Here is a 20,232-nt window from a genome sequence, read left to right as displayed (position 1 = left end):
TGATGATACAATTATTCCTGGCTTGTAGACCTCTTTCCAAAAAGCTGCAAGTCTTGCCATCCATAGGCAACTTCGAGCTGATTCTCACCACCAATGGATAACGTCTGGCTACCAACTAAGGTTCCACCCATCTGTTCATAGAAACGACAAGCTGGATTCTTCTCCAACGCCCAGATTAGTAGGCTCCGCAGTTTTAGTGTATGAAGATATTGGACAACTTGATTAGCAAGCATTGTTCCAATTCTCTGTCCCTGTGCGGCTTGCAGTAAATAGATCGCATAAATCTCCCCATCATAAGGCAACTTGCCTTCTCGCTCTCTACCCCCACAGGCAAATCCGACAATTTTCCCATCCACTTGTTCGGCTACCAACAGAATCTGCTCCTTTTCGCTAGAACGAATCATCTGCTCCCACTGAGGTACTCTTGCTTCTGTAGTCAAATGATCCAAAAATTCATCGGGTATGATCCCCCGGTATGTGGTCTTCCAACTCTCGGTATGTACATAAGCGATAGCTTTTGCATCCCCTTCACGGGCTTGTCTAATCTGCATAATCATTTTCCTCCTTCTCATTGAGGGTGAAGATAGCATTAACGTTATAAAAAATCCGACCCTAGGGCCGGATCTTCACCTTGGTTCCTACAGATACTTTGGAAGAAAGATCCAATACATCTGAGTTATACATCCGGATGCAACCATGTGAAACGGATTTTCCTATAGACGAGGGTTCATTGGTTCCATGTATGCCGTAATGAGGTGCAGATAACCCCATCCACAGTACACCAAATGGTCCTCCAGGATTCGATTGTTTATTAATGATCGTAAACTCTCCACTTGGGGTTTGAGTGAGCATCTTCCCTGTCGCTACAGGATATCCTTTGACCACTTGGTTGCCATCCAGTAGATATAACATATGGTCTGATAGGTCAACAATGATGTTGTAATCCGGCATACTAACATCCCTCCTGACCTATCCTATGCCAATCTCATCACAGATGCCCGCCTGATTTCAAGCTTCATCCCACTCTCTGATGCCTCGGACATGCTTCGGTTTGCGAGTGTTCACTGGCTTGCTCGTTGCTGTTCGGCGTTTCGAAGCCTGAAGCTCCTTACGCTGCTGAAATTGCAATTCCTTCTGCATTTTCAAATAATTATCAAGTCTTTTCCCCTCTAACGTGCCGTTCTGTATCGCCTCTTTTACAGCGCAGCCAGACTCACGAGTGTGATTGCAGTTATGAAACTTACACGAAGTAGCCAACTGCTCAATTTCACCAAATGCTATTGCTAACCCCTGATCACCTTCCTCCCACAAGTTAAGCTCCCGCATTCCTGGGGTGTCAATCAATACCGCCCCTTGAGGTAATACAAACATCTCACGATGTGTCGTTGTATGTCTGCCTCGACTGTCTGCCTCCCTGACAGATTGAGTAAGCTGTACATTCTCGCCGAGTAACCAATTGACCAAGGTCGACTTACCGCTTCCTGAAGAACCTGTCAAGGCAACCGTCATCCCAGGTTGTAGATAACGTTCAAGCTGTTCTTTTCCCTGATCCTGCACTGCCGACAATGCAATGACTTCAACACCTGGGGCAATGCCTTCCACGAGTGCCATCTGTTCTTCTATATTGGAGCAAAGATCGCTTTTACTCAGCACGATAACAGGTCTAACGCCTCCATTCCATGCCATAATCATATACCGTTCCAGCCGTCGGAGATTAAAATCATAGTTAAGCGCGGCGACAATTAGCAATGTATCCACATTAGCCGCAATCAGTTGTTCTTTTGTTACGTTTCCTGCAGCCTGTCTAGATACTCTGCTTCGTCTTGGCAACATACTGTGAATCATTGCCTCGTCACCCGCTTGTCCCGAAACCTCAACCCAATCCCCTACCGTAAGACCTGTACCAGTCTCCTCATGCTCGCGGCGTAATCGGCCTGTTGCTCTTCCCCAACCCTCACCATCGGCAGTCATTATTCGTAGTAAATGTCCATGATCTGCAATGATTCTAGCTGGTTTCCTCTCGGCATGATTCATGTCTAACGTTATCCAGTGCTCTTGCCAATGCGTAGACCATCCATACTCTTCCAAAAGTTTATTCAAATTCGTGTTTCCTCCCAAAAATGATAATGTGATTCGGACATAACGACAGATTGACCTGTGTGCCCCGGTTCGGTATCCAAAATAAAAACCACGAGTCCCAAGCACCCGTGGCAAATCATTGTTAAGTGAATTAAAGGATGACCTTCATCGGGTAAGATTCAGAGGTTCATACGTTAGAGATCCCCTGACCGCAATAAAAGAACATTCCTAATAGCAACATAAAAAGCCACAGGTACGTCACCCGTGGCTTCATTGTTGCATGCAATAATACATACCCGCATAACAGACATAACTGTCCTGTGGTTGTATAATTATATGCTCTGATCCGTTCCGGAGACGCTGTTCATATTCAAATTAACGTATAGTGCCATTAAGTTTGTCATATTACATCGCCTCCCTTGTAGATGTTGTTCAAAAAGTCCGCTTTTGATTACGAAGGATGCCTGCTGGCATCGCAACATCGAAGCTTGAATTCAGCCGAAATAAGTGGATGCTTACGCAGCTTGTTTCCTTCGGAAACATGTAGTTGCTCACGTAGTTTGCCTACGCTCCGCTACTCCATTTCTACCTTCATCCCATCTTCTCGGTACTGAAAACCGATCTTTTTGAACATTATCTTGTAGATTTATCCAACATATTACACACCTTACTGAATTGTTGTCAAGACCAATTATTTAACTTGATCCCAACGTGTCCACATTTCTTTGGGATTCAGTTCGTAAACTCCGTCTTCACGATACATGAACTGGTGCATGATGAACTCACGGCGGATCGTAGCAAAATCTTCATGATAATTTTGAATGAAAACATTAATTTCCTTCTCCGTATACTTGCGACCGAATTCCAGTTGCTCGGCCAAATGACCAAGAACAATCAGCTTTTTCTTATATTGCGCTGGAATTTGGCGAATTCGCCCATCTTTGGAGAAAAAATTCCGCATCACGGATGCTTTCAGCGTTTCATTGACCTCACTCATCTCAGCAACCTCCTCACTTTTAAAAATAAAATCAACGGAAGCTTGTGCATGCTCACGAATGAAAGAAGGATTTAAGGAGAAATATACAATGTTCTTCTCTCTTCTTTCTTTAATGAGGGCAGCTTCTCGTAGTTTCGATGCATGATGTGTCACCGTTGGCTGGGACAAGTTCAACCGCTCAGCGAGAGCATGGCCGTGCAATTCTCCTTGGGATAACAACAACAGCATGCGAAGTCGGGTTGGATCAGCTAATGCTTTGTGATAAGCCACAATTTTCTCCAACTGCATGAATGTGTTCAGCTCCATTTCAACCTCAATAAATTAGATGATTATCTAATTTGATGTTAGTCTTTTGTCCAATTAAAGTCAAATCCTTTATTTTTGTGTGGCAGTTCAGCCTATATACCTCCTTACGCTGGCATTAGAGTGTTATTTACGGTAGGATTATATTGCTGAATTTAAGGAGGAGTAAGAACATGGAAGATGTCATTATTATCGGTGGAGGACCCTGTGGTCTATCTGCTGCCATCGAATGTGAACGGTTGGGATTATCTGCTGTAATCGTAGAAAAGTACAACATTGTACAATCCATCTATCTGTATCCAACCCATATGCAATTTTTTAGCACGGCTGAGTTGCTTGAGATCGGAAATGTTCCGTTCAGCACGCCTAACGACAAGCCGTTTCGTTATGAGGCGCTTGCCTATTATCGCAAGGTCGCTGAACATTTTAACCTTCGTGTTCATAACTATGAGGAAGCTCACGCAATCAAATGTAAGGACGATGGAACGTTCGAAGTACATACGATGAACCGACGTGGGCAGACTGTTATTCATGAAGGACGTAATATCGTTGTAGCTACAGGTTATTTCGATCATCCTAACTACCTCGGCATTCCGGGAGAAGACAAAGATAAGGTTACGCATTATTTCCGTGAAGCCCACCCTTACGCTCAGACCCGTGTTGCCATTATCGGAGGAAGCAACTCTGCCGTAGATGCCGCGATGGAACTCGTTCGTGTAGGTGCTCATATTGATATGGTATACCGTGGAAGCGGATTGTCTGAACATATTAAATCTTGGGTACGCCCATTATTTGAGAGCATGGTTCAAAAAGGACGGATTACCTTGCATCTCAATTCACGTGTTAATGAAATTTTGGATGATTCAGTCCGTCTATTGCATCATGATGGAACAACCAGTGAATTGGAAAATGATTTTGTATTAGCCATGACTGGTTTCCGTCCCGATCGTAAACTACTCACTTCTGTTGGGGTGGAAATGTCCGAAGATATGGATAAACCCAAGTATGATCCCCAAACGATGGAAAGTAGTGTTCCCGGCATTTATGTGGGCGGTGTTATTGCATCAGGTCGTAATGCCAATGAGGTATTTATTGAATCTGGGCGCTGGCACGGAAAATACATTGCAGAACATATTGTGAGCAAGAATCGTAAACTTTCCGAAGGGAAATGAAATCAATGGATATAACTTCGCTGCTGTTACTCGGATTCGCCGCGCTTGGCATCATCAGCAGTAATACTCCAGTGGCTGTAGCTATGGTATTTCTATTATTGCTGCGTGTATTGAATCTGAATCAGGCATTTCCTTGGCTTGAGAAGTATGGGCTGACCATTGGGATCATCATCCTAACTATTGGAGTAATGGCTCCACTTGCCAGCGGTAAAATAAGTTTGCAGACGATTGGGGAGTCCTTCCTGCACTGGAAGTCCCTGCTTGCCATTGGTGTTGGGCTGCTTGTTGCTTACCTTGGTGGTAGAGGTGCTACATTGATGAGTACGCAGCCCACTGTCGTCGCTGGACTTCTCATCGGTACTGTATTAGGAGTTGCTTTGTTCAAAGGTGTACCTGTAGGTCCACTTATTGCAGCAGGCATTTTATCCTTGCTTTTGGGCAAATCCTGATTGAATTTGGACTTGACTCCCCTCTGTCAACTGGCTGTAATTCCCACCGTTGTATGATATACTTCTATTCATATCACGAGTCCATAGCGGAGACATCAATTTGATTTTTGTTCGTCTAACATTCAACATTGATTCACCTCGCAACTATTATGGCCGCAGGAGGATTCAGGAATCATGTCACGTCAGTTTGTTACAGAAGCCGTGATGGTGGCTATTTATGGTCAATTGCTCGCGTCACCCGCGTCTGTTGAATATATTGTTCCATACACCACCATCCTTGAATTATACGAGTTTCAAGCCAGCAGTGATCCTCTGATGGGTAACCCTGCGGATGATCAGCATGTGAAGACCAAAATTAACGAGATGATTTCTTATTTTGAGGAACCGTTAAATAAGAAAAAAATAGAACGTGCGCTACTTACTCCTTGGGCCAAGAGCCCATCGATTCTGTTCGGTGATCAAGTCTCCATTGCTATAATTAACGCTGTTGATACGGCTCAGTATGGCGAGTATTTCGACCCAATTGAGACGGAATTAATACTTACTTCACAACGTTTGAGCATTCCTATCCTTACAGATCAAGTCGAATTGATTGCTCGTATTATTGAATCTTCTGCTCCGGTTCAAGTGTATGATATTGACGACTTTGACTTTGCAATGGATGAGGAATCACTTGATCAGGTGTAAGATTATAGTTATTGATTATTGTGGATGTGTACCCACTGAGAACATTCTTAGTTGGCATTGCATGGATGATTATAAAACACAAAAGCCTCCCTGCCGGGAGGCTTTTATCATTATTCCAGTTTGTACTTTATTTGTACTTCATTCGCACTCGGTTTGTAATTATTTGCGCTAAGTTTTACTCGTTTTTTTTGCTTAATTAGCGCTTGGCTTGCACTCAGATCATTCATTTCAGTTGGAGCGTGCTAACAACATTCGGGTAAATTCATTGAGGACAGGGAGAGACTCCGTGTGAAAAAACTTTAGACCTGCATCACTATTCACACGAGACTCCACGAGGTCATCTTGGATGATTCGAGTTCGAAACAGGGCGATCACATAGTAGTCTTCATCCCCGCTCGTGTGAAGCTGTCTCAGCTCTGGTCCTGAATGGAGACCTTCTAACACCATATGATCTGTGGTCCAGCCGGTCTCCTCCCACAGCTCTCGATGAGCAGTCTCTTCAATCGATTCTCCTGGACGCATCTGACCTGCAGGAATTCGCCAATGACTGTGGTCTGCATGCTGGATCAACAATACTTCACCATGTTCGTTCTCGGCCCATATAGCAGCCTTTACGACGATAAACGCTCGGTTAGCAATATACTGAGCCAAATCTCGGGCTGGCGGATTCAATATTTATCCCCTCCTGTTCCAAGCCGAAGAGACGACTTAGATCTATAGTCAGATCAGTGCAACACATTTCTCTCCAACCTACGGAACGTTCTAAAGGCATATATTTATTCCAAAAATAGAAAGGGATTATACTTCAGTGTATCGATATTCAATATCTTGACCTTCATCAACAACATCCACATGAAGCTCATGACCTTTTAGATACCAATAATCGTGATCCTCCATGAAAAAGTGAATACCAGATGCTTCTGTTTGCTCAGCAGGATGTCTTGGTTCCTCAACAGCGATACCTAACGAAAATCCGGGATGAAGACCTCCGCCTGAGCTATAACGGGCAAAAAATCGAATGCTATCCCCGTCGTTCAAATTAAGCTCTTCCTTGTACCAGCGCGCAGCGCGGTCAGTTACATGTATGGTACTCATGTGGTCGTCAGCTCCTTCTCTATATATATGTTACATCATATCGCTAGAATGCTCGGAATACAAACTGTACAACAGAACAAATTACCGAATAACGAACAATATTCAGGAAATAAATTTACTTCACGGAACATAAAATAAAAAGGTAAGACCATAACTGTAATTTGCAATATAGGACAACAGTGGTATAAAGCCATATTACTTCGCGGCTCGTTACTCCATTCCTGGCTTCTCTAAACCAGACATTGCTCATTTGTGAAAAAAGTTTGACAGATTGCAAAATGCGGTGTTAAGATGCAAACATACGAGATTCACATTGAATTTATTCCCAAAAAAGAAAGGGTGATTACGGTGTTTAATAGAGATATGTTTGTTCTAACTAACTTACAACTGAATACCGGAGCAGCCCCGAAATCATTATTTCGTTCATAATTTCTGCATCATAGCAATCTGTTGATCAGATATACTATGTTGTGAACTCACAATATAATTATGTACGGTGGTGGCTCTGCTCTCGGAGCCATGCTGCCGTATGAATGATACCTAAGACATACCGCCTGCGTGCGGTGTGTCTTTTTTTGTGGTCACAAGTAAGTATATGAACAATAATGTATTTCGCAGATATGGAAAGGAAGGGATAGCACTTGTTCTCAGTACTCAAAAACCTAGCCTGGTTTTTCCGGCTAGAGCGCAAAAGATACCTGATTGGTGTCATTTTGCTCATTCTTGTAGGTGTCGCAGAACTCCTGCCCCCTCGTCTTCTCGGTAATGCCATTGACGAGATTGTACGTGGGTCGATTACAGGAGCATCACTTACCAGCTACATTTTACTTATTTTAGGAACCGTCGTTATTATCTATCTGATCACGTACATATGGATGCACAAATTATTTGGCGGAGCTAACTTGGTAGAACGTCTATTGCGTTCTCGCTTCATGGATCATCTGTTACGGATGACACCGCCCTTTTTTGAAAAGAACAGAACCGGCGACCTTATGGCTCGTGCTACCAACGATCTTCGTTCGATTGCAACCACAGCAGGCTTCGGCATGCTTACGTTAACAGACTCTACTGCTTTCTTGGCAACAGTATTGCTCGCTATGGGTTTTCTAGTTAGCTGGAAGCTGACTCTGGCAGCGATTCTACCCCTGCCTTTTATTGCCATCGCTATGATGATCTACGGTAAAGCCGTGCATCAGCGCTATACTCTCGCTCAAGATGCCTTCGGTGATATGAACGACCAAGTACTTGAATCCATTGCGGGAATTCGGGTAGTACGCGCGTATGTTCAGGAGCGTCTAGATGAGAAGCGTTTTGCCGATGTTACCGAAGACGTGTACCGCAAAAATTTAGCTGTCGCACGGATGGATGCGTTGTTTGAACCTACAATCCGACTTTGCGTTGGACTTAGTTATGTCATTGCGCTTGCTTACGGTATATATCTTGTGTTTCACAATGAAATCACTCTGGGGGATCTCGTATCTTTTAATATGTACCTGGGGATGATGATTTGGCCGATGTTCGCCATTGGTGAGTTAATTAACCTGATGCAGCGCGGTAGCGCCTCCCTTGATCGGGTCAACGAGACTTTATCGGTGGAACCCGCTGTTCAAGATGTTGAACAACCCGCTCACATTTCGAATCCGGAAGAGATCGTCATGCAAGATGTTACGTTCCGTTATCCTAGTTCTACAGTAGACAATCTTAGTCATATTAACTTTTCACTACGCCGCGGTCAGACGCTGGGCATTGTCGGTCGTACAGGTAGTGGTAAGTCCACACTGCTGAAGCAGTTGCTACACGAATACCCTGCTGGATCAGGTAAGTTAAGCATTTCGGGTCACCCAATTCAGGAAATTGCTAAAGACGACTTGCATAGCTGGATTGGTTATGTGCCGCAGGAGCAAGTGCTATTCTCCAAATCGGTTCGTCAAAACATTCAGTTTGGTAAACCTGGTGCAAGTGATGACGTCATCATGGAAGCGATTCGCACAGCTGCTTTTGACGGAGATCTTGGAACATTGTCTGACGGACTCGATACACTCGTTGGCGAAAAAGGTATTGCTCTATCTGGTGGACAAAAGCAGCGGGTATCCCTCGCGCGTGCGTTCATCTCGGACCCGGATATTCTTATTCTGGATGATGCCCTTTCCGCAGTTGATGCTAGAACCGAAGCTAAAATCATTGAAAATATACGCAACAAACGCTCGGGTAAAACAACGCTGATCTCGACTCATCGCCTGTCCGCTATTGAACATGCTGACCGAATCATTGTACTTGAGCACGGGAAAATTACGGAAGAAGGAACCCATCAGGAACTACTTGCCATGAACGGTTGGTACCGTGAACAATATGAACGGCAACAGGTGGAGTCCAATCTGTCCACGTAGGAGGTCAACGTTTTGAAATCGAATACAGGCAAACGGCTATTACAGTACGCCTTAAAAGCCAAAGGTACATTTATAGCCGCATTAATTATGCTTACGATCGGTGTTGCGGCAGAGCTCGCCGGCCCTTTTATCGCCAAAAATATGATCGACAATCATTTGTTAGCTATTGAACAGCCCTTCTACGAGACATCTGCTTCAGAAGATGCGGCGGTATATCAAGGAAAGAATTATAAACGCGAAGGATTATTCGAACCCACGGAAAGTAAAGGCGCCGAGGTGCGCATACTGCAAGCTGGACGTAGCTTTTATTTTGTAAATGAACCCGTGAGTACACCTGATGGAGACCGCTCTTATGCTGATGGTATCCTGACGGTAACCCGCGCAGGTGAAGTCACCGGTCAATATGCAGCAGTACCTCTGTCGGCTGGAGAACTGTTTGCTTTTTACAAACCGGAAATGCCAAGCATTTATCAATTAATCGTGTACTACATGATTTTTCTTGTCATCTCGGTCATTATGGAGTTTGGTAAAACCTACTGGCTGCAATCGTCCGCCAACAAGGTCATTCAACGACTTCGTAATGATGTGTATGCCCACATTCAGCGCCTGCCCGTGAATTTCTTTGACAATCTGCCTGCAGGTAAGGTCGTCTCACGAGTGACCAACGATACAGAGGCCGTTAAAGATCTGTTCGTTGCGGTACTGTCAAACTTCTTCTCAGGAATCATTACGATCACTGGGGTGTATGTTGCCCTCTTCCTGCTCGATGTTCGACTTGGACTTATCTCCTTATTTGTTGTTCCTATGCTTATTGCTTGGATTGTACTATATCGAAAATTCGCTACTCGCTACAATACGATCATTCGTTCACGACTCAGCGAGATTAATGCGATCATTAACGAGTCCATTCAAGGGATGTCCATCATCCGCGTGTTCCGCCACCAGAAGCAAACCAAACAGGAATTCGAAGATCTGAATGACGACTATATGAAACATCAGAACAAAATGCTTAACCTGAACGCCTTTACCTCGCACAATCTGGTTAACGTATTGCGAAATATCGCTTTTGCGGTTGTCCTGTGGTATTTCGGATCAAGTGTGCTGGATGGCACCAGTATCATCTCGCTAGGTGTATTGTACGCATTCGTGGATGTACTCGGTCGTCTGTTCCAGCCGATAACAGGTATGGTAAACCAGCTGGCGAACCTCGACTCCTCTCTCGTATCTGCTGGACGTGTATTCGAACTGATGGATGAGAAGGGAGAAGCTGTTACCGATGGTTCAATGCCAAGATACAAAGGAAATGTTGTCTTTGATGACGTATCCTTTGCCTACAACAAAGACTTTGTGTTAAACAACATCTCGTTCCAGGCTTCACAGGGTCAAACGGTTGCGTTGGTGGGTCATACCGGTTCAGGCAAAAGCTCCATTATCAATTTGCTATTCCGATTCTACGACCCGCAAAAAGGTAAGATTACCATTGATGGACAAAACGTGAAGGACCTGCCCAAACAGTGGATTCGTGAACATATGGGAATTGTATTACAAGATCCTTATCTATTCACAGGAACGATTGCCTCTAACGTCAGCCTCGGGGATCGGAAGATTACTCGTCAACAGGTTGAACAGGCACTTCGTGACGTAGGTGCAGAACGTATTCTAGCCCATTTGCCACAAGGTTTTGATGAACCGGTGATTGAAAAAGGAAGTACGCTGTCTGCTGGGCAACGTCAACTGATATCCTTTGCCCGTGCGTTGGCGTTCGATCCAGCCATTCTTATTCTGGATGAAGCTACAGCCAATATTGATACGGAAACCGAAGCTTTGATTCAAAATGCGCTCGAAGTACTCAAAAAAGGACGTACAACCTTCATCATCGCCCATCGTCTCTCTACCATCCGCTCAGCAGATCAGATTCTGGTACTGCATCGTGGACGAATTGTTGAACAAGGAGCACATGATGAGTTAATGGCGCTGCAAGGTAGATACTATCAGATGTATCAACTGCAACAAGGTGCTCAGGCTGTTCATGCCGATCAAGCTCAAGACACAGCCCCTGAAGCAATACGCACGTCCTCTTTCGCTGGAGGCAACGCCTAAAGAGGATCATGTTGTTTTACATCTAAGCTAAATTGAATCTACAATGTGCATGAAAATAAACCGATGTGTATCGCAGACATCTTGTCTGTTGATATGCATCGGTTTTTTAAAGCTTTTCTCTGTGTCCCAATTTCCTCTTATTGACAATCTCATCGTCTTCTCGTATTATACATACCAACGGTCGGTATTAAAAGGAGGCGGCAACTATGGCTAGAAACAAATTCCCTGAACAGACGTTAGAACACATCCTTACCGTTTCAGCACAATTATTCACCGAGAAAGGCTATGAGAAGACGAGCATTCAGGACATTATTGATCATTTAGGCATGTCCAAAGGTGCGGTCTATCATCATTTCAAATCCAAAGAAGAGATCCTTGATGCGGTTATGGAGAGACAGTTTGCTTTTGCGGCTCAAATGTTGGATCAACTTGTGGAGGATGTTAACGCCATCTCAGCCAAGGACAAATTGGTCTATATACTAGAACACATTGTCTCTAATCAACAGGTACACTCCTTAGATCGAGTGCTGTTAACGCAAATCAAAAATCCATTATTTATCGTCAAAGGCATTCAGCAAACGGTTCAAATTGATGCACCGATCATAGCTGCCATCATGCGCGAAGGCGTTACAGACGGCTCGATCACTACAGGAAATCCTGAAGCCTGTGCAGAAATTTTCTTGATGTTAATCAATATTTGGATTAATCCAACCTTATTCAGCCGGACACCTGAGGAGACGAAGGATCGTTTACACTTCTTGCAACACATGATGCACACCATCGGTGTTCCGATCGTTACTAACACGTTAATTGATCAGATTATCCACCAACATAACGAGATGGGAGCTTATACCTATTCCGTTCAGGGTGCTCAGCAGCATACAAGAGATGCATCCAATGAAAATTAACACACATCTCATTCGCAAAGAATGGCTTGTTCAAGAGCCTGTCCGTTTCCTCTCTCTCGACTGGATGCAAGGCGAAGTACACTTATACCCGAGTACCGAACAGCAAGTTCGAATTATTCAGCGAGCAGCTGTGCATTTTCCAAGTAAGCGATGCTTCACAACTCGTTACCACGAAGGTTCACTTCATATTAGTGACGGTCGTTCGAAGTCGTTTCCAATCGGTATTCACTTTCAGCGTACATCGTTAGCCATTGGACTCCCTCCATCTACACTGGAGCAAGTATACATTCGAGGTGTAGGTACGCGGTTTATTGTAGAAGATGCTCAAATTAACCATTGCGAGTGTAGGTGTACATCCGGACAGCTGCATATCTCCGGTTACACACAGCAGCTCAGTTTACGCATGGTGGGCAGCCATATACAATCACAGAATTTAACTGCGGAACACCTAAATATTAAGGGGACATCTTCACTCATTCAGCTAACAGGTCAGTTCTCTCATATTCAATCCAGAACGACGGGCAGAACACTCTCCATTCATTCAGCCACTATGCCACAATCGGTGAATAGCATAGCTACCGGATGTAGTGTCAATTTACGAATTCCTAACCCAAACGAAGGGTTCCGATTGCAGTATAAGCATGTCGGAGGCACAATACAGAGTGAGTTCCCCCTTCAATTCGATCGTGGCGAACACATCTATGGAAAGGCATCCGTCCCTATTCACGCACAAGTTCGAGGTGGACGATTCACCATAGGTACGTATTCACCCCATTCGCTATAGGAGGAGGAAACGTTATGAGCATTGGTTGGATTGTGGGTACTTCCTTAGCTATCATCGTATTGTTGTCTGGACTTGTCGGTTTGAACCAAGCTACTCGAAGACAACGTAAGGTTCGTTGGCCATGGTGGCTTATCGGGTTTAGCGTAGCAGCCCTGATCAGTGCGGCGATTAATTATCCAGGAACCTGAATGTCAGTTGCACTTGTCCAAACAGTCATATTTATATAGTGAAATAAAAACAATCCGCAAAAGCCTTATGGCTGCTGCGGATTGTCTATCCAACCTTTGCATACATATCCCATGTATAGAATCGTCTCTCGCAATAGAAAAGGAAGCTTGCTGCGCCACGTCTGGTAGGCTGTCGTGAGTGTTGGAGAAGGCACAACATCCATGCCCAAACCGCTGGCAAGCATCATCGCTCGTTTCATATGTAAAGGATCACTTACAATCGTATACGTGTGGAAGCCTGCTCGCTCTCCGACACCGATTGAATACTTAAAGTTCTCCTCTGTAATGTGCGATTGTGTCTCAAGCTGAATATCTGCCGGATTCACTCCATGTGCTATGGCATAATCACGTCCAACCTCAGCTTCCGAACGTTGATCCACACTGCCTGCACCACCAGTGAACAGCAATTGACTTACTGCACCCTGATGATACAACAATATGGCGTGTTCAATACGTTCGCGAAACACCGGTGAAGGTTCGTTTCCTACCACTGCTGCGCCAAGTATGATAGCCGCATCCGAAATACGTGTTGATGCTTGCTCACTATACGTCGTGATTAGCCAAGCCGTGATAAAAGCCCATACGACTCCAACACTAACGATGGATGCCAAGAAAATTAGTATTATTCGCTTCAACTTTGGCTTCATCTTGTCTGACATGCCTCTAGTCACAATGCCTCATCCTCTTCGGTTGAACGACAATGCACGCTCTCCTCGTGCATACGTTCAAGCCGTTGCAATGCTGCGGCAGACTCCGCATCTAGACCAAGTTGGGCAATCCATGCAGCCGTGTATATCTGCAGGGTCATTTCCAGTTCTTGCGCACGGTTCTTAAAATCCTCTAATTCACTTATCATCCTTGATCGCCCTTCCGGGCTAAATGTCTCATGGATTCGTTCCTTGAAATAGTGATGCACGATGCTATTGCGTTGCTGCCATAGTTCGTTTAATTGCCGGGTCTCATCATCCGAGAACGTAAAGTGATGGCGAACTTCATGGATGAGCTGCCCCAATGAACTGCTCATTTTCCGCTCATATAGATCCTCCAGATCTTCATCTGTCATCACTTTACCCTGCGATAATTTCATTAATAAGATCAGATTAACCAACTGCTGTTCAAGGGACTGTCCATAATAAACCGCTAACCCGTAATAAGCAAACAATTCTCTGGAGTGTTCGCTATCCAGCATGTCACCATTCTTCATGCCTGTGTTGTGCATAAGCGAGCGCCCCCTTATCACCGTAAATGTTACTCCATCATCATGTCCCTCTATCGTAACCAAACCGGGACTAACATTCAAGTTAACGATGAGGACGGCTTCTAACTCCGTAGATCCCTTCTACCAGATAGCCAAATATGAGTGCTCAAAAGCAACATTGCATATACGGCCGACCATGTGCAGACCAGAACAATCTGACCTAAACCGCCCCCATCAAACAACATCATCTTCTGAACAAGGTAGAACGCAGGTGGTAGTATGTACGATATCCATTGAAGTGATTCGGGTAAACGCTCCGATAACGATACTTGTACGAATGATGACAGTAATACAACGATGAAGATGGGTAAACTCCAGCTGAGCCGGGATATGTAAGCGTTCTGAAAGAAAACACTGATGCTAAGACCAAGAAGTGCTAACACAAGATGTCCACACCAAGCAACGATCCACTCATGGGTGGTCGGCTGCCTCTCAAACATGCCAGTAATGATAGGATATACAATCGTAATTAAGGTCAGGGCTAATTGCATAACCACTGCACAGATCAATTGCCCAATTGCTACCTTTCGTCTACTTCCCGTATGGAGCACCAATAATTGAATCTGATTCGGGGGTTCGGCGTTCATAACAGTTAGACCTAACCAAGCTGATCCAAAGAAGAGCAGCATGGCCGTTACCCCATAACTATCCGCTACTGGATTAGGTTTATATGAGTACATAAGCAACATAACGATCGTATAAAACACGACAGGTGCGAGGTATTTCTGTGAACGAATGTTCTGTTGTAACAAGTACTTGATTAAATACTTCATTGCGCATCCTCCTTAACAACAGATGCAGCGGATGGAGCATCAAGAGATGAAGTATCCTTTTCGTCTGCGATCGCTTGGATAGGTGAATCCCCTTCTAACAAACGTTCCATCTGAATTAAACTTTTATCCTGCTGAACAGATACGATAGAACCACCAGAAGCAACAATCTGTGCAATGATCTGGTCTGCAGAGCTGCGACTTACTCTCCAATCCCACACCCATTCGTTATGTAAAATATCCCCCTGTCGTTCTGCACGAGAGCTATGAACAGATCGAACACCTAGTTGTCCAGTAGTGTTCGCTATCTGATCTACTTGTCGCGAATCTACCGCATGTCTCATTAAACTCTGGATTCGCATGTCAGGCTCACCAATGCATGCCAAATCGGATTGTCTCCAATGACGAAGAATTTGTCCATGTTGCAGAACGATCACATGATCTGCCATACGTTCTATGATTAAGGGCTCGTGACAAGCCGTTATAATCGTTGTCCCTTGCTCTTTCCATTGTTGTAACAGTGATACGATGGCTTCCTGTGCCGCATGGTCCAGGCCGGACAACGGTTCATCTAGCAGGATAAGCCCACCTGGACCTGGCAGCAGGGATTGGATTATGTTCACCTTCTGAAGGGTGCCCTTAGACAACAGGGGGAGCTGCTGATCAATTGCTGCATCCAGGAATAATCGTTCGCTCCATTGTTTGATGCGCTGTTCTAGCTCAGTGGAGCGAATGCCATGAATCCTTCCCATTGTCATAAGGTACTCTTTAGCTGTAAAGGGGAGCTTCGGTAGCCCATCAATGGCGAGCATTGTTCGACCCTTAAAGGAAGATTGCATGCTTCCCGAATTCGGCAGGATCATTCCTGCTAACATTCGTAGGAGTGAGCTTTTGCCTGAGCCATTTCTACCAACTAACACAGCACACTCCCCTACAGCTACATGAAAACTAATCTCTCTCAACACCTGAACTGAGCCCAGACGTTTACTTACCTGTTGAAGCAAAATCCCTTCGGCTCCTGAATGATATGTCTGTTTTTCCTCTACGTTGGTTGTGTTCTTAGAACGTGTATTTGTCCTCCAACCCACCAAGTTATCACATCCGTTCTGGTGCTTTCACACCGAGCAAGTTTAAACTGTGTGCCAAACGCTCAGCCGTACGTTCCGTTAACGCTAACCGGAAAGCTCTTTCTTCAAGTGGCGCGTCCGCGATCCGTTCTGCATGATAGAACCGGTTAAATGCCTGTGCAACATCAATTGCATATTTGGCTATGACGGAAGGCTCATTGCGTTGCACGGCTTTGCTCAAAAATTCAGGATAATTAGCCAGCAGTTTTAACAACGTCCAAGTTGGTTCACTCGTGGTTACTTTCTGCTTCGTGCTGTTGCTTTCGTGATCAATCGCTGTTAGCTTCTCTTCAAGATCTTTCTCCGTTTCGCCAACTTCGCTCGCCTTAGCCAGCACACTCTTAATTCGAGCATAGGCATATTGCACATATGGCCCCGTCTCACCTTCAAAGCTCACCGCATCTTCCAACGAAAAATCGATATCATTCAGACGATTGTTGCTTACATCTCCAAATACGATTGCGCCTACACCTACTGCCTCCGCAACCTCCTGCGGATTAGGCAAGTTGGGGTTCTTCTCCTGTATGATCTGCATTGCACGGGAGACCGCTTCATCTAATACTTCTTGTAAAAAGACGACCTTACCACGACGAGTAGACATTTTCCGTCCTTCGAAACGCATGAGACCAAAAGGAATATGCTCACAATTTGCAGACCAGTCATGACCCATCCGGGATAACACCGCGAACACCTGATTGAAGTGCAGCTTTTGCTCACCTCCAACCACATACAACATCTTGTCCGCTTTCATTACATCATGCCGATATATTGCCGTGGCTAAGTCCCTTGTTGGATAGATCGTTGTTCCGTCTTTTTTGATAATTAAGCAAGGTGGCATATTCTCTTCTTCCAGCCTTACGACAAGTGCTCCATCACTCTCTTCCGGCAATCCTTTCGCTCGGAGTTCATCTACGACGGCACCCATCTTATCGTTGTAAAAGCTCTCACCAAGCGTGTGGTCAAACTGAACGTTTAAACGCTCATACATTCGATCGAATTCCTTCATGCTTACTTCAACGAAAAAAGCCCATAGCTGCTTAGCTTCTTCATCCCCTTGCTCAAGCTTGCGGAACCAATCTCTTGCCTCAATCTCCAAAGAGGGATCATGTTCAGCCTCGTCGTGAAAACGAACATATAATTCAAGCGAAGTGCGGATTGGTTCTGCCTGTAGAGCAGATTCGTTTCCCCACCGTTTGTAAGCCGCAATCTGTTTGCCAAACTGGGTACCCCAGTCCCCAAGATGATTAACACTCACCGCGTTATAACCCGCTTCATTATACAGACGATATAACGCAGCTCCAATGACTGTTGAACGCAGGTGTCCGACGCCAAACGGTTTGGCAATATTGGGAGAGGACATATCAATCACAACCTTAGCAGCATTACCTTCCTCAAGTTTGCCAAATCCAGGCTGCCCCAACTCCTGCAGCAGCTCCGCTGCCAGCTTCTCCCGTTTAAATCGGATGTTGACATACGGCCCTGCTGGAACAGCCTCAAGAATATCCGATTGCAATGCACTCGCAATCTCCGTTGCGATGGCTACGGGAGCCTTTTTCAACGACTTAGCTAACACAAAACACGGAAACGCAATATCCCCCATCTCCTGTTGCGGCGGTACTTCCAAAAGCTTGAACACCTCTGCTTCTTCAAGCCCTGCTAAGGGGGCAATATGTGAAGCAGCATGCTTTTTCAACATATAAAACACTCCTTGATCTTTAATAAATATACGTAAATTACAAAACAAAAAAGCCCCCGTCTCCTATAACAAGAGACGAGAGCTATTATTCACAGTTCCCGCGGTACCACTCTAAGTGAACAGTATCTAGGTACACGAATGATTCGTCCTACTACTGCTCCGCTCGGTGCGATTAACGGTCGCATGCCGGATTACCCTCACACTGATGAATTACAATGCTGCAGACATGTAAACATCACTTCGGACAACCATCTCACAGGTGCGTTTCACACAGATCATTTCATACCGGCTTCCACCCGCTCCGGCTCGCTGTCATGTATGGGTCTGGTTACTCTCCTGATCACAGATATTGGTAAGTTTCAATTCATTGCCATCATTATACAGACTGAGACCTGCTTTGGCAACTGGTAAACCTTACTTCCAACATTTTATCTTTGTTGTACAATTTCGCACGACCTATGCTCTAGATGTATCATGGGTCTCCAAACTTTCAACGTTTACATCAGAAAATCCCCTTGAGAGATAACGTTTACACATCTACGTAGATGCTCTGCAAACGTCATTTGCTTTAAGGGGACTAGGCTAAATCTGTTATTTAGTTACATACGATTATGCCACGACTAACGCCATCATGCGGCACGCCTCTGCACATTTACGGCAAGCTTCAGCGCAGGCTTGGCAGTGATCATGTTTATGCTTCTCACATTCCGCCGCGCAGGCTTCACATGCTTTTACACATAAATCGCAAATCTCAGCGATAAAATCACTTCCGCGTGTCATCGCTTGTGCAGCAAAGCCACAGATCTCTGCACATTCTCGACTCAAACGAATGCAATCACGCAACATGGCTAGATCATATTCTTTCAAGCTTGATATGTAACATACGTTGCAAGCATTCATGGACTCCAGGCAAGCATCAATACATTGTTGAATTTGTTGTTGTGTCATTTAAAGTTACCTCCCAGGCAAAGTTTCCTATGCTTCTTAATACCCAGCCTGGAGGATCCTTGAATCATTACCCTGTTTTTACCGCTTCGAGTGCCAATAACTGGTTTCGGATAATGGTTTGATCAAAATGCTCACCGATGAACACCGCAACATTAGGTACATCTCCCTGAGGGGTGATTTTCATATAGTCTGACTCACGATAAGCATATTGGAACCAGAACCGGCTAGCTGTATCGCTAAAAGTCAAAATTCCCTTAGCACGATACACATCCCGTGGCAATTGTGACACAAAGGATTCAAATGCTTCACTATTTACCGGCGCACTGAAATAATGCGTGTATACCATCACATGTTCATGTGATGCATGCGGATGAGGCTGATGATGATTGTCATGCTTATGATCATGGTTTTGTTTATCGTTTTGATTATGAGAATGGTCACCGTGAGAATCATCGGATTTCTCATGAGAGTGATCATGCCCTACCGGATTATCCGGCGATAATTTATGCTGTCCATGGTTACATCCATGTGCTGCACAGGCTTCCGTATGGACATGTTGTTCTTCACTGTGATGCTGCTCTGATTCACTATGTGATGCACTTCCGTGGACAGTAGCGCCACTTTGAAGCAACATATCTAGATCGACCTCACATTTAACGGTTGGGATGACCGGGGCAAAAGCATTCCATTTCGCGAGTAATTGCTTCAAGTTGTCCAGTTCCTGCTCGTTCACACGATCTATTTTGTTCAATAGTAATACAGACGCACAGCGAATCTGTTCTTGCATCAACTTGTATGTCTGACCCTTCTGCTCCAGATATAATCCAGACAAATGTGCAGCATCTACTACAGTGATCAAGCTCTTCAGCTCTATACGCATGTACAGTGACGTTTCCGTTACTGCATCGAGAATTTCCATTGGATTGGCTGCTCCCGTTGCCTCGATAATAATAACATCGGGCGATTCTGTCTGCACAAGTTCAGCAAGCTGCAGTCCTAAGTCCCCACGTACCGTGCAGCATATACATCCACCCAGCATTTCGGTCATCGGAACGGAGGAATCCACAACTTGTCCATCTAAATTCACTTCACCTAACTCATTCATAACAACAGCAGGTCGTAATCCTTGTTGCTTCCAATGTTCAATCAATTGAACGAGCAGGGTTGTCTTACCGCTTCCCAAAAAGCCTGACAATATATATACAGGGATGGAATGATTTTTTACAACAGTTTCATTCATTGTTA

21 protein-coding genes and 1 other annotated feature are annotated in these 20,232 nt (G+C 44.8%); of the genes, 8 read left to right on the top strand and 13 right to left on the bottom strand.

From position 1 onward, the window contains the following. Positions 1 to 11: 11 nt before the first annotated feature. From V6W81_RS11630 to V6W81_RS11615, 4 genes are all read right to left on the bottom strand, one after another. Positions 12 to 551 (bottom strand): GNAT family N-acetyltransferase, encoded by a 540-nt coding sequence (locus V6W81_RS11630; RefSeq protein WP_338543302.1) that lies wholly within the window; start codon positions 549 to 551, stop codon positions 12 to 14. Between the two features lie 61 nt (positions 552 to 612). Further along, entirely contained in the window at positions 613 to 951 is a 339-nt protein-coding gene (locus V6W81_RS11625) for a L,D-transpeptidase (RefSeq protein ID WP_056700775.1), read from the bottom strand. 57 nt (positions 952 to 1,008) lie between these two features. Continuing rightward, positions 1,009 to 2,100, bottom strand: coding sequence for a ribosome small subunit-dependent GTPase A (rsgA, locus tag V6W81_RS11620; RefSeq protein WP_338543299.1), 1,092 nt, complete (start codon positions 2,098 to 2,100; stop codon positions 1,009 to 1,011). 670 nt (positions 2,101 to 2,770) lie between these two features. Then, entirely contained in the window at positions 2,771 to 3,364 is a 594-nt protein-coding gene (locus V6W81_RS11615; RefSeq protein ID WP_145046542.1) for a metalloregulator ArsR/SmtB family transcription factor, read from the bottom strand. A 188-nt stretch (positions 3,365 to 3,552) separates the two neighbouring features. Between V6W81_RS11615 and V6W81_RS11610 the strand changes: the two genes are divergently transcribed. The 3 genes from V6W81_RS11610 to V6W81_RS11600 all read left to right on the top strand — a co-directional run bounded on the left by V6W81_RS11610 (position 3,553) and on the right by V6W81_RS11600 (position 5,687). Further along, positions 3,553 to 4,551, top strand: a complete 999-nt coding sequence (locus tag V6W81_RS11610; RefSeq protein WP_145046441.1) for a YpdA family putative bacillithiol disulfide reductase — start codon at positions 3,553 to 3,555, stop codon at positions 4,549 to 4,551. A 5-nt stretch (positions 4,552 to 4,556) separates the two neighbouring features. Continuing rightward, a complete protein-coding gene (locus V6W81_RS11605) occupies positions 4,557 to 5,000 on the top strand; it encodes a DUF441 domain-containing protein (RefSeq protein ID WP_128101478.1) in 444 nt (147 codons plus the stop codon). A gap of 174 nt (positions 5,001 to 5,174) precedes the next feature. Continuing rightward, a complete protein-coding gene (locus V6W81_RS11600) occupies positions 5,175 to 5,687 on the top strand; it encodes an ADP-heptose synthase (protein WP_145046439.1) in 513 nt (170 codons plus the stop codon). 228 nt (positions 5,688 to 5,915) lie between these two features. Here V6W81_RS11600 and V6W81_RS11595 read toward each other — a convergent pair whose 3' ends face one another. Continuing rightward, positions 5,916 to 6,359: an NUDIX domain-containing protein gene (locus tag V6W81_RS11595; protein ID WP_338543295.1), complete on the bottom strand. Its 444-nt coding sequence runs from the start codon at positions 6,357 to 6,359 to the stop codon at positions 5,916 to 5,918. 126 nt (positions 6,360 to 6,485) lie between these two features. Further along, on the bottom strand, positions 6,486 to 6,782 hold the full coding sequence (locus V6W81_RS11590) for a HesB/YadR/YfhF family protein (protein WP_145046436.1): 297 nt from the start codon (positions 6,780 to 6,782) through the stop codon (positions 6,486 to 6,488). A 641-nt stretch (positions 6,783 to 7,423) separates the two neighbouring features. Here V6W81_RS11590 and V6W81_RS11585 point away from each other — a divergent pair. The 5 genes from V6W81_RS11585 to V6W81_RS11565 all read left to right on the top strand — a co-directional run bounded on the left by V6W81_RS11585 (position 7,424) and on the right by V6W81_RS11565 (position 13,149). Then, positions 7,424 to 9,169: an ABC transporter ATP-binding protein gene (locus V6W81_RS11585; RefSeq protein ID WP_145046434.1), complete on the top strand. Its 1,746-nt coding sequence runs from the start codon at positions 7,424 to 7,426 to the stop codon at positions 9,167 to 9,169. Between the two features lie 12 nt (positions 9,170 to 9,181). Beyond that, on the top strand, positions 9,182 to 11,269 hold the full coding sequence (locus V6W81_RS11580; RefSeq protein WP_338543292.1) for an ABC transporter ATP-binding protein: 2,088 nt from the start codon (positions 9,182 to 9,184) through the stop codon (positions 11,267 to 11,269). Positions 11,270 to 11,475: 206 nt separating this feature from the next. After that, positions 11,476 to 12,177 (top strand): TetR/AcrR family transcriptional regulator, encoded by a 702-nt coding sequence (locus V6W81_RS11575; RefSeq protein ID WP_338543291.1) that lies wholly within the window; start codon positions 11,476 to 11,478, stop codon positions 12,175 to 12,177. Then, the gene (locus tag V6W81_RS11570) at positions 12,167 to 12,961 is read left to right on the top strand and encodes a DUF4097 family beta strand repeat-containing protein (protein WP_338543289.1); all 795 of its coding nucleotides are present in this window, start codon (positions 12,167 to 12,169) and stop codon (positions 12,959 to 12,961) included. Before V6W81_RS11575 ends, V6W81_RS11570 begins: the two co-directional genes overlap by 11 nt. A 14-nt stretch (positions 12,962 to 12,975) precedes the next feature. Beyond that, a complete protein-coding gene (locus tag V6W81_RS11565; RefSeq protein ID WP_239289443.1) occupies positions 12,976 to 13,149 on the top strand; it encodes a hypothetical protein in 174 nt (57 codons plus the stop codon). Positions 13,150 to 13,214: 65 nt separating this feature from the next. Here V6W81_RS11565 and V6W81_RS11560 read toward each other — a convergent pair whose 3' ends face one another. The 7 genes from V6W81_RS11560 to V6W81_RS11530 all read right to left on the bottom strand — a co-directional run bounded on the left by V6W81_RS11560 (position 13,215) and on the right by V6W81_RS11530 (position 20,227). Next, positions 13,215 to 13,859 (bottom strand): YdcF family protein, encoded by a 645-nt coding sequence (locus V6W81_RS11560; protein WP_145046426.1) that lies wholly within the window; start codon positions 13,857 to 13,859, stop codon positions 13,215 to 13,217. Continuing rightward, positions 13,856 to 14,407: a hypothetical protein gene (locus tag V6W81_RS11555; protein WP_056700750.1), complete on the bottom strand. Its 552-nt coding sequence runs from the start codon at positions 14,405 to 14,407 to the stop codon at positions 13,856 to 13,858. Before V6W81_RS11555 ends, V6W81_RS11560 begins: the two co-directional genes overlap by 4 nt. A 101-nt stretch (positions 14,408 to 14,508) precedes the next feature. Further along, positions 14,509 to 15,219: an ABC transporter permease gene (locus V6W81_RS11550; protein ID WP_338543285.1), complete on the bottom strand. Its 711-nt coding sequence runs from the start codon at positions 15,217 to 15,219 to the stop codon at positions 14,509 to 14,511. Next, entirely contained in the window at positions 15,216 to 16,304 is a 1,089-nt protein-coding gene (locus tag V6W81_RS11545) for an ABC transporter ATP-binding protein (protein WP_338543283.1), read from the bottom strand. The genes V6W81_RS11550 and V6W81_RS11545 overlap by 4 nt, the downstream gene beginning before the upstream one ends. A 7-nt stretch (positions 16,305 to 16,311) precedes the next feature. Beyond that, complete coding sequence (gene argS / locus V6W81_RS11540) at positions 16,312 to 18,039, bottom strand: arginine--tRNA ligase (RefSeq protein ID WP_338543281.1); 1,728 nt, start codon at positions 18,037 to 18,039, stop codon at positions 16,312 to 16,314. A gap of 68 nt (positions 18,040 to 18,107) precedes the next feature. Next, positions 18,108 to 18,392: a binding site (T-box leader), on the bottom strand. A 256-nt stretch (positions 18,393 to 18,648) separates the two neighbouring features. Then, positions 18,649 to 18,987 (bottom strand): four-helix bundle copper-binding protein, encoded by a 339-nt coding sequence (locus V6W81_RS11535; protein WP_145046419.1) that lies wholly within the window; start codon positions 18,985 to 18,987, stop codon positions 18,649 to 18,651. Positions 18,988 to 19,054: 67 nt separating this feature from the next. Then, the gene (locus tag V6W81_RS11530) at positions 19,055 to 20,227 is read right to left on the bottom strand and encodes a CobW family GTP-binding protein (protein WP_338543278.1); all 1,173 of its coding nucleotides are present in this window, start codon (positions 20,225 to 20,227) and stop codon (positions 19,055 to 19,057) included. Positions 20,228 to 20,232 lie beyond the last annotated feature (5 nt).

Source organism: Paenibacillus tundrae, assembly GCF_036884255.1.
Lineage (GTDB): Bacteria > Bacillota > Bacilli > Paenibacillales > Paenibacillaceae > Paenibacillus.
The sequence above is the reverse complement of the archived record's forward strand: the minus strand, read 5'-3'. Positions and strand labels throughout refer to the sequence as shown.